The organism is Rhodoferax sp. UBA5149 (assembly GCF_002413825.1).
Taxonomy (GTDB): Bacteria; Pseudomonadota; Gammaproteobacteria; order Burkholderiales; family Burkholderiaceae_C; genus Rhodoferax.
Genome location: NZ_DHXT01000182.1, coordinates 1 through 10,078 on the forward strand (window position 1 = coordinate 1; position 10,078 = coordinate 10,078).

9 protein-coding genes and 1 pseudogene are annotated in these 10,078 nt (G+C 62.2%); 7 read left to right on the plus strand and 3 right to left on the minus strand.

Going from position 1 to position 10,078, the window contains the following annotated elements; translation table 11 throughout:
* A pseudogene (locus B3V69_RS16445) lies at positions 1-720 on the plus strand (AsmA-like C-terminal region-containing protein); the annotation flags it as partial.
* An 89-nt stretch (positions 721-809) separates the two neighbouring features.
* On the opposite strand, the gene B3V69_RS16450 reads toward B3V69_RS16445, so the two are convergent.
* The 3 genes from B3V69_RS16450 to B3V69_RS16460 form a co-directional block, all read right to left on the minus strand.
* The gene (locus B3V69_RS16450) at positions 810-2,270 is read right to left on the minus strand and encodes a coniferyl aldehyde dehydrogenase (protein WP_296448088.1); all 1,461 of its coding nucleotides are present in this window, start codon (positions 2,268-2,270) and stop codon (positions 810-812) included.
* The gene (locus B3V69_RS16455) at positions 2,267-3,022 is read right to left on the minus strand and encodes a class II aldolase/adducin family protein (protein ID WP_296448089.1); all 756 of its coding nucleotides are present in this window, start codon (positions 3,020-3,022) and stop codon (positions 2,267-2,269) included. The genes B3V69_RS16450 and B3V69_RS16455 overlap by 4 nt, the downstream gene beginning before the upstream one ends.
* A 69-nt stretch (positions 3,023-3,091) precedes the next feature.
* Positions 3,092-3,691, minus strand: a complete 600-nt coding sequence (locus B3V69_RS16460) for an HD domain-containing protein (protein ID WP_296448090.1) — start codon at positions 3,689-3,691, stop codon at positions 3,092-3,094.
* A gap of 126 nt (positions 3,692-3,817) precedes the next feature.
* Here B3V69_RS16460 and B3V69_RS16465 point away from each other — a divergent pair, with 126 nt between their 5' ends.
* From B3V69_RS16465 to B3V69_RS16490, 6 genes are all read left to right on the plus strand, one after another.
* Positions 3,818-4,510 carry a Crp/Fnr family transcriptional regulator gene (locus tag B3V69_RS16465; RefSeq protein ID WP_414707561.1) on the plus strand — a complete coding sequence of 231 codons (693 nt, stop codon included), beginning with the start codon at positions 3,818-3,820 and terminating at the stop codon, positions 4,508-4,510.
* A gap of 169 nt (positions 4,511-4,679) precedes the next feature.
* Positions 4,680-6,710 (plus strand): tRNA uridine-5-carboxymethylaminomethyl(34) synthesis enzyme MnmG, encoded by a 2,031-nt coding sequence (mnmG, locus tag B3V69_RS16470; RefSeq protein WP_296448091.1) that lies wholly within the window; start codon positions 4,680-4,682, stop codon positions 6,708-6,710.
* Positions 6,710-7,405: a 16S rRNA (guanine(527)-N(7))-methyltransferase RsmG gene (gene rsmG, locus B3V69_RS16475; RefSeq protein WP_296448092.1), complete on the plus strand. Its 696-nt coding sequence runs from the start codon at positions 6,710-6,712 to the stop codon at positions 7,403-7,405. Before mnmG ends, rsmG begins: the two co-directional genes overlap by 1 nt.
* Before the next feature lie 629 nt (positions 7,406-8,034).
* Entirely contained in the window at positions 8,035-8,649 is a 615-nt protein-coding gene (locus B3V69_RS16480) for a LysE family transporter (RefSeq protein ID WP_296448093.1), read from the plus strand.
* Positions 8,650-8,728: 79 nt separating this feature from the next.
* Positions 8,729-9,514, plus strand: coding sequence for a ParA family protein (locus B3V69_RS16485; RefSeq protein ID WP_296448094.1), 786 nt, complete (start codon positions 8,729-8,731; stop codon positions 9,512-9,514).
* 58 nt (positions 9,515-9,572) lie between these two features.
* On the plus strand, positions 9,573-10,078 hold a 506-nt coding region (locus tag B3V69_RS16490), incomplete at its 3' end, for an RBBP9/YdeN family alpha/beta hydrolase (RefSeq protein WP_296448095.1).

Consider the following 10,078-nt stretch of genomic DNA (forward strand, 5'->3'; position numbering starts at 1 on the left):
TTGCAGGGCGCGAAGGCACGGCTGCAGCGCCAAGGCCATGACTGGACGCTGGCCATGGAGTTGGGCGGCGGCAGCGTGAAGGGTACGGCGACGCTGCAGCCCGCGGCGCAGGCGGGTGCTGAGTTTTCTCTCAAGGGGCAGCTGCAAACCCGGGCGGTGGAGGTGGCCGCGTTGAGCGGCACAGCGCGACCGGTACTGAGCGGACGCCTGGAGGCAGACACCTCGTTCTCGGCGCACAGTGCCAGCCTGGGCGCCTTGGCGGATGGGTTGCAGACGCAGAGCAAATTCACCGTGCAACATGCCGTGTTGCATGGCATTGATCTGGCGCAGGCGGTCAAGACCGTGGGCCTGAGCCGGGGTGGCGAGACGCACCTGGACACGCTGGCCGGGCAGCTGCACTCTCACGGCCGCGCGCTTCAGTTCAGCAATCTGGTGGCGAGTTCCGGGGTGTTGAGCGCCAGCGGGAATGTGGCCGTGGCCGCCAGCCACGCCTTGAGCGGACGGGTCCGCGTGGACCTGGCGGCGTCGGCCCTGGGGACGGCCGTGGGCGTGCCTTTGGTGGTGGGTGGAACGCTGGAGGCGCCCGAGGTGACCGTGACGCGCGGCGCGCTGATCGGCGCGGCCATTGGCACGGTCTTGATGCCCGGCGTGGGCACCGGAGCCGGTGTCTCCCTTGGCGACCAGGTGGGCGCCGGTTTGAAGAAGTTTTTTGGCAAGTAGCCCCCGTCTTTATTGCCTATGCAGCTATTAAAACAAGAGCAAGCAGGGTTGGAACAGGGTCGGGTCAGGCGGCCGCCGCCTGACGCCGGTCACTTGGTGAGGAAGTTCAGGTATTTGGTGGCAAATTTGCCGTACGGTGGCCACAGGAATTTGACCGCGCTGAACGACGCCTGATAGAACACCGGGCGCATTTTGGAGAAGGTCACGAAGCCCTCGTAGCCGTGGTAGTGGCCCATGCCGCTCTCGCCGACGCCGCCAAAGGGCAGGTCATGCTGGCCGACGTGGAACAGACCGTCGTTGACGCTGACGCCACCCGACATGACACGGTCCAGCAGCATCTGGAGGGTCGGCTTGTCGTTGCTGAAGGGGTAGAGTGCGAGCGGGCGCGGGCCGTTGTTAATGGCCTGAATCGGCTCTTCCAGCGAGTTGTATTCAATCACCGGCAGAATCGGGCCGAAAATTTCCCGTTTCAACAGCACGCTGCCAGCGGGCGCATTGAGGACGATGTGGGGTGCGATTTTTCGGCTTGCAGCGTCCCATTTTTTGCCGGGAATCAGCTGCACCAGCGTGGCGCCACCGGCTTCGGCGTCCTCTAGCGCATGAGTGAGCCGGTTGAAAGCGCGCTCGTCGATGATGGACGTGAAGTCAGTGGACTCCAACCGTGGGTAACGCGTGGACACAATCTGCTTGGCTGCCGCCACAAATTCGGCGCTCTTGCCTTTGGGTAGATAGACGTGGTCGACCGTGGTGCAAATTTGCCCGGCATTGAGCAGTTTGACAAACAGCAGTCGCTCGGCCGCCTTGCGCAGCGGGTAGTCGGCGCAGATGATGGCCGGGGATTTGCCGCCCATCTCGAGCGTCACCGGACACAGGTTCTGCGCGGCGGCGGCCATCACGGCGCGCCCGGTCTGGCCGGAGCCGGTGAACAGCAGGTGATCGAACTTCAGCTGGGAAAACTCGATGCCGACGCCACCGGTTTCATCGAAGAAGGCGAGCTTGTCCCGGGGGAAATAGGCCGGTATTTTTTCGATCAGGAACTGCGCCAGATGGCGCGAGTTCTCTGACATTTTGACCATCGCGCGGTTGCCTGCGGCAAACGTGTAGATCAGGCCCGTGAAGCTCAGGTTGATCGGGAAGTTCCAGGGCACGATGGCCCCCACCACGCCCAGCGGCTGGGGGATGACGCGGTTGCTGGCGCCGAAAAAGTTGCGCAGATCGACACCGCGGCGCTGTGGCTTCATCCATTTCTTGAGGTGCTTGAGGACGTGGTCGACGCCGTCGATCACGGTGAAGATTTCAGTGAACAAGGTTTCGTGGCGCGAGCGGTTGCCGTAGTCGGCATTCACCGCCTGCACCAGGGCTTCGCGGTGGTCCCGGATGAAGGCCTGCAACTTGAGCAGGTCGGCTTTGCGTTCGGCCAGGCTGGGGACCGGGTGGGCAAAGTAGGCGGCACGCTGCAGCTTGAGCGTGGCCTCCAGCTCGTCGCGCACCGGGTTGACCGGGTTGGCCGGGTTGACCGAGGTGGCGCTGTGCAGGGGCGTGACGTTCATGATCTGTAGCTGGGGTCCATGCGGTCGAGCTTGCGCAACAGCGCGGGCCAGGCCAGTGCGGCGCCCATGCCAGCGGTGGCGACTTTCATGACGCTGGCGATGCCGGCCACGATTTGCGGGTTGACAAAGGTCAGCTCGCCACCGGCTTGGGCGTCGATCTGGATGCGACAGGTGTTCTCAAACGTGTACATCGCGAGGAAGGCGTCGGGGATGGTCTTGCCGACGGTCAGCAGGCCGTGGTTGCGCAGCATCAAATAATTGGCTTTGCCGAGGTCGGCCTGCAGGCGTGGTTTTTCGTCGTCGCGCAGCGCAACGCCTTCGTAGTCGTGGTAGGCCAGCGAGCCCAGCACAAAGGTGGATTGCTGGCTGATGGCCAGCACGCCGCATTTCTGCGCGCTGACCGCCACCCCGGCGCGGGTGTGGGTGTGCAGCACGCAGCCGGCGTCTTCGCGCCCCTGGTGGATGCAGCTGTGGATGGTGAAGCCAGCCGGGTTGACTGGATAGGACGAGTCGCTGAGCTTGTTGCAGTCCTGGTCAATCTTGACCAGGCTCGACGCCGTGATTTCGTCAAACATCATCCCATAGGGGTTGATCAGAAAATGGTGTTCGGGGCCCGGAATGCGGGCCGACACGTGGGTGAACACCAGGTCGCTCCAGCCGTAAGCCGCTATCAGACGGTAGCAGGCGGCCAGGTCGCAACGCAGCTGCCATTCTTCGGCGCTGACAACTTCTTTGAGGGATGGGATGTGCATGGGGGCTCCTTGGTGTGAATCTGGAAATGGAATGGCGGGGAAGGGGTGCAGGCGTCGGTGGGGGCTGCGTCAGGCCGTCGCGGTCGCCACCGGTGCCTTCAAGGCGGCTTTGTAAATGGAGTTGCGCGGTTGCGCCATCAGGCGACGCACCATGGGCTCGAATTCGCTGATCGGCAGGGTCTCGCCCTGAGGGTCGAAGGCCGGGCTGTCATACAGCGCAATGAACTCTTCGGTGCGCGCGTAGTGTTCGTGGCCTTTGAACATGTCGCGCATGTCGCGGTCCATGCCGACGTGGTGAAAGAAGTTGTAGCCCTGGAAGATGCCGTGGTTCTGGATCATCCACAGGTTGGCCTCGCTGACAAAGGGCTTGAGAATGGCGGCGGCAATATCCGGGTGGTTGAACGAGCCCAGGGTGTCGCCGATGTCGTGCAACAGCGCACAGACCACGTATTCCTCGTCGCGGCCGTCGCGCAGGGCGCGGGTGGCGGTTTGCAGGCTGTGCTGGTAGCGGTCAATCGGGAAGCCACCGTAGTCGCCGTCCAGCAGCTTCAAATGGGCCAACACGCGATCCGGCAGGCCCTTGCCGAATTGCATGAATTCGACGCCAATGAGTTTCCAGTCCTGTGGTGTGCTGTCCGTCATGCGGGTGAAGTTGGCGCGTGCATTCATCAAGGGCTCCAAAAAAGGGTGTCCAGCACCCGGTTGAAAGGTCAAAGGACGAAGGGTATTCCCGGTCTTGACGATCAACTGTCAAAAAATTGACAATTAAGGGTAATCACTGTGAGGAAATGATTCGTGCCTTCCAAACTCGATATCCCCCCCGCCATGTTGGCCAACCCCTGGTTCGGCAGTTTGCCCAAGCCCAATCGGGAGGCGCTGCTGGTCGCCGGTGAGCGCCTGCAGGTGCGCGCGGGTGAAATGCTGTACCGGCAGGGGGATGCGTCCAGCGGGTTTTTTGGCGTCGTGAGCGGCTCCTTCAAGGTGTCGACCCTGCGCGAGGACGGCAAAGAGGGCATTCTGGCGGTGCTGGAGGCCGGCAACTGGTTTGGTGAGATCTCCCTGTTCGACGGGCTGCCGCGTCCGCACGATGTGACGGCGCTGGAGCCGGGCGAGGTGCTGGTGGTGGGGCGGTTTGCTTTTGAGGGGCTGATGCGCAGCCACACGTTTGCCCGTGCGATGAGCGTCTTGCTGTCAGGCCGGGTGCGCCTGCTGTACAGCCTGGTGGAGGATGCGATGTTGCGCTCCATCAGCGCCCGCGTGGCGCGCCGGTTGCTGGCACTGGCACGCGGGGATGCCACCCGGGCGCGTGATTCGCGATCGGTGGTGCCGGTGTCGCAGGAGGCGTTGGCGATGATGCTGGGCGTGACCCGGCAGACCTTGTCCAAAGAGTTGAAGACGCTGGCGCGCGACGGCGTGATAGCGCCGGGCTACGGCCGCATTGACATCCTGTCGCAAGCTGCGCTGGAGGCCAGGGGCGGGGTCGGCTGATGGCAGAAGCAGGCCAAAAGGTTGCCTGAGTTTGCTATTAATAATATAGCTTATCATGTATATCTGACGGGGCTTAGGGGTGTTTTAATAAAAAAGCCGGGTGCTCGAACCGCAGTGGCTTGAGTCGCATGACCTCGGCGCCAGCTGTCGGGCCATTAAAATCACGGTCATGCTTTACCCACAGAATTTCGACGTCATCGTTGTTGGCGGCGGCCATGCCGGAACCGAGGCGGCGTTGGCGGCGGCCCGCATGGGCTGCAAGACCTTGCTGCTCAGCCACAACATTGAGACGCTGGGGCAGATGAGCTGCAACCCGTCCATCGGCGGCATCGGCAAGGGCCATCTGGTGAAAGAGGTGGATGCCATGGGCGGCGCCATGGCGGCGGCCACCGATGAAGGCGGTATCCAGTTTCGTATCCTCAACTCCAGCAAGGGGCCGGCCGTGCGCGCCACCCGCGCCCAGGCGGATCGGGTGCTGTACAAGGCGGCGATTCGGCGCCGGCTGGAGAACCAGCCCAATCTGTGGCTGTTCCAGCAGGCGGTGGACGACCTGATGGTGGAAGGGGAGCGCGTGGTTGGCGCCGTCACGCAGGTCGGTATCAAGTTCCGCTCCAAGACCGTGGTGCTGACGGCCGGCACTTTTCTGGACGGCAAGATCCACGTCGGCCTGAACAACTACGCCGCCGGCCGGGCCGGCGATCCGCCAGCGGTTTCCTTGAGCGCCCGACTCAAGGAATTGAAGTTGCCGCAGGGCCGCCTGAAAACCGGCACACCGCCGCGCCTGGATGGCCGCTCGATTGATTTCAGCAAGTGCGTGGAGCAGCCCGGCGACGGCATGCCGGGCGGCATGAGCCCGGTCACGCCGGTGTTCAGCTTCATGGGCCGGGTGGAACAACACCCACAACAAATGTCGTGCTGGATCACGCATACCAACGAACGTACCCACGACATCATTCGCAGCGGCTTTGCGCGCAGCCCCATGTTCACCGGCAAGATCGAGGGCGTCGGCCCGCGCTATTGCCCCAGCGTGGAAGACAAGATCAACCGTTTTGCCGACAAGGACAGCCACCAGATTTTTCTGGAGCCCGAAGGCCTGACGACGAACGAGTACTACCCGAACGGCATCTCCACCAGTTTGCCCTTTGATATTCAGTACGCGCTGGTGCGCTCGATGGCGGGGCTGGAGAATGCCCACATCCTGCGCCCCGGCTACGCCATTGAGTACGACTACTTCGACCCGCAGCAGCTCAAGAGCAGTTTCGAGACCAAGGCCATCGGCGGCCTGTTCTTTGCCGGGCAGATCAATGGCACGACCGGCTACGAAGAGGCCGCCGCGCAAGGACTGTTTGCCGGTATCAACGCCGCGCTGCAGGCGGGCGCCAAAACGGCCTGGCAGCAAGACATTTGGGTGCCGGGCCGCGACGAAGCCTACCTGGGCGTGCTGGTGGATGACCTGATTACCAAGGGTGTCACGGAGCCCTACCGCATGTTCACCAGCCGGGCCGAATTCCGGCTGCAGCTGCGCGAAGACAACGCCGACCTGCGATTGACGGAAATCGGTCGCCAACTGGGACTGGTGGACGACGCGCGCTGGGCTGTGTTCAGCCGCAAGCGCGATGCTGTTTCACGTGAAACAGAACGCCTGCGTTCGATCTGGGTCAGCCCCAAGAATCTGGCGGCAGCCGAGTCCGAGCGGGTTTTGGGCAAGGCGATTGAGCATGAATACAGTCTGGCGGATTTGTTGCGCCGTCCGGATGTGAGCTATGCCGGGCTGATGTCCTTGAGTGAGGGTAAATACGCTAACCCGGAACTGGGACTGGGGGCTTTAGCGGTAGACGGCGCGCTGACGCTGGATGTGATCTTGACGGCGGTGGTGATTGAGCAGGTGGAGATATCGGCGAAATACGCGGGCTACATCGATCGACAAAAAGATGAGATCAACCGAGCGGCGTACTATGAAAACCTCAAATTACCGGCGGAGCTGGACTATACGCAGGTGACGGCCTTGAGCATCGAGGCCCGGCAAAAATTGACCCAGCACAGGCCGGAAACCCTAGGGCAGGCCTCTCGCATGTCGGGAATCACGCCGGCCGCCATTTCCCTGTTGCTGGTTCATCTGAAAAAGAACCACTTCAAGGGTTTCGCCATGGCAGGCAAGGCGGCCCCCGAGTCGGACGGTATCGACAAGGTGACGGCCTGATGCGGGCCCTGGAAAAAGAGTTGCGCCAGGGGTTGGCCGACTTGGCGCTGGCGCTGGACGATGGCCAGATTGCCCATCTGTTGGACTACCTTGAGTTGATCCAGAAGTGGACCAAGGTCTATAACCTGACGGCGGTCCGAGATCCTGCCGAGATGCTGACGCACCATCTGCTGGACAGTCTGGCGGTGATTGCGCCACTGCGCACGCAGCTGGCCCGCCTTGGCTTCCCCTTGGCGGCGCCGGGTGACAAGGTCGCGCATGCGCCAGCCCCCGCCATGCGCTTGCTGGATGTGGGTTCCGGCGCGGGCTTGCCCGGGATTGTCATCGCGATTTGCTGCCCGGACGTGGCGGTGGACTGTGTGGACACGGTGGCCAAGAAGGCGGCTTTCATCCGTCAGGTGGCGGCTACTTTGAAGCTGCCCAAGCTGCGCGGACTGCACGCGCGGGTAGAGAGTCTGACGGAAAAATACAACGTCATCAGCGCGCGCGCGTTCGCCTCGTTGGTTGACTTCACAACATGGTCGGCGGCGGCGCTGGCAGAGCAGGGCGTCTGGCTGGCCATGAAGGGCAAGCATCCGGCCGATGAAATTGCCGTTTTGGCCGCTGGGGTGGAAGTGTTTCACGTGGAACAACTGGTTGTTCCGGGGGTGGATGCCGAGCGTTGCATCGTGTGGATGCGCAAATCTGCTGCTTGAGGGGATTGCTTCCGGCGGGGTGTGTTTTCCCCCACTCACTCCCCCGGCCCCTCTCTCGCCCCGCCGGGCGAAAGAGGGGTGCCTCATTTGACCACCCGCGCCGGCAACGGAATTACTGGGAGAGGTCGCGACTGTGTAGGGTGCGGCAAGAATTCAGGGTGCGAGTTCCGAGCGCCGGAGACGGGATGGGTCGAGCCGAGCTGCAGAAACCTCAGTGCTCACCATGCCGGACCTGCTGCGGCGGCCATAGATTTCGGCTTTGCAGCTCAAGTCTGATTTGAGGCCGCGATGACAGGCTTGGCGCTGTACTGCCAGTCCTCGTCGCAACTCAATTAGCCCACACGATATGCAGCCGATCCACCAATCGCCCCGGCGCTCGGAACTCGCGCCCTGAATTCTTGCCGCTCAAACCACAGTCGTAACCGTCCCCAATAATTCCGTTGCCGGCGACCAAAAACCAAATGAGGCTCCCCTCTTTCGCCCGGCGGGGCGAGAGAGGGGTTGGGGGAGTGAGTGGGGAAACCCACAGAAGGAGAAAAAATGCGTGGGGAAAATTACTCAAGGAACCGCGCAAGTGAGGGATGGAAAACGTAACGTAAACTCACTCACCACCCCAGAAAGAAATCCCCATGTTTGGCATAGTCGACTACGGCGCTTTTGTCGTCGCAATCATCGTTTTTCTGCTGATTCCCGGACCCGGAAATCTGGCCTTGATCACCTCCACTGGCAAAGGGGGCGTCGCGGGCGGCTTGGCGGCGACTTTGGGCGTGATCCTGGGCGATCAGGTTCTGCTGTGGCTGGCCGTCGCCGGTGTGGCGGCATTGCTGAGTGCCTACCCGACCGCTTTTCATGCCGTGCAGTGGTTGGGTGCCGCCTACCTGGTCTGGCTGGGCGGCAAGATGCTGTTGGCCAAAGCGGGCGCGGCGCCTATCCTGCACATCAAGCCGCATCACTACCTGCGTCAGGCGCTCGCGATCACGCTGCTCAATCCCAAGGCAATTGTGTTCTACATGGCCTTTTTTCCCTTGTTTGTAGACCCGGCCCGCCACCAGGGGCTGACGACCTTTGCCTCTATGGCACTGACCATCGCGGCGCTGACCTTCGCCTACGGCTTGACGGTGGTGTTGCTGACCCACTTCCTGGCCGAGCGCCTACGCGCCAACCCGCTCATTTCGCGATCGCTGGAAAAGCTGGCGGGCTTGTTCTTGATTGGTTTTGGCATCAAGCTGGCCGTGTCCCGCTGAGAACCGGTCCAGCCAATAGGTTTCACGTGAAACACTGACCTCTCATTCTGTCTTCATCCTCGTTTCAGGCAAGCATTCCATGGTCAAAATATTCTGTGTCGCCAACCAAAAAGGCGGTGTCGGCAAGACCACCACCACGGTCAATCTGGCGGCCGGTCTGGCCAAGGTCGGTCAACGCGTGCTGATGGTGGACCTCGATCCACAAGGCAATGCCACCATGGGATCGGGCGTGGACAAGCGCAAGCTCGAACTGACAATCTATGACGTGCTGCTCGAATCGGCCTCGGTCGCCGAAGCCCGCGTCAAAAGCGACAAGCTGGTCGAAGGCGGCTGTGGCTACGACATTTTGGGCGCCAACCGGGAGCTGGCCGGGGCCGAGGTCGAGCTGGTGGATGTGGAGCGACGCGAAAAACGCCTGAAACAGGCACTGGCCGAGGTGGGTCCGGACTATGACTTCATCCTGATCGATTGCCCGCCCAGCTTGTCGATGTTGACGCTCAATGGCCTGTGCAGCGCGCACGGCGTGATCGTGCCCATGCAGTGCGAGTACTTCGCTTTGGAGGGTCTCACCGACCTGGTCAACACCATCAAGCAGGTGCATGCCAACCTGAACAAGGATCTTGCCATCATCGGTTTGCTGCGCGTCATGTTTGACCCGCGCATCACCTTGCAGCAGCAGGTCAGCGAGCAGCTCAAGACCTATTACGGCAGCAAGGTCTTCAACACCGTGATTCCGCGCAACGTACGTCTGGCCGAGGCCCCCAGCTATGGGGTGCCGGGGGTGGTGTTTGATCCCTCAAGCAAAGGCGCACAGGCCTATGTGGCCTTTGCCCAGGAGATGGTGGAGCGCATCGAAAAGATGTAGAGAAATTGGCTTGTAGCCCTCGTCGTACAAGCGCAACCCGCTACCAAAATAATAGCAAATGAATTCCACCAAGGTCCTCATCCTGCCGGGCTGGCAAAACTCCGGTCCCGACCACTGGCAAAGCCTGTGGCAGGCCCAGCACGGCTACCAGCGGGTCGAGCAGCACGACTGGCTGCGCCCGCTGCGTGGCGACTGGATTGCCCGGCTGGAAGACGTGCTGCTGTCGATCGACTTCGAGCGCACCGGTCCCGCCGTGCTGGTGGCGCACAGCCTGGGTTGCCTGCACCTAGCGGCTTGGGCCGCGCACTCCCGCAACACGCACCGCGTGAAGGGCGCATTGCTGGTGGCGCCGCCCGATGTCGAACGCGACGATCTGCGCCAGATGCTGCCGAGCTGGGCGCCGATGCCTTGGCACAAACTGCCCTTCAAGACCGTGCTGTTCGCCAGCAGCGACGACCCTTTTTGCAGTCAGGCGCGGGCGCGCCGCTTTGCCGACGCGTGGGGCGCTGACTTTATCGACGCCGGCCCGCGCGGGCACCTCAACGCCGAAAGCGGTCTGGGCGA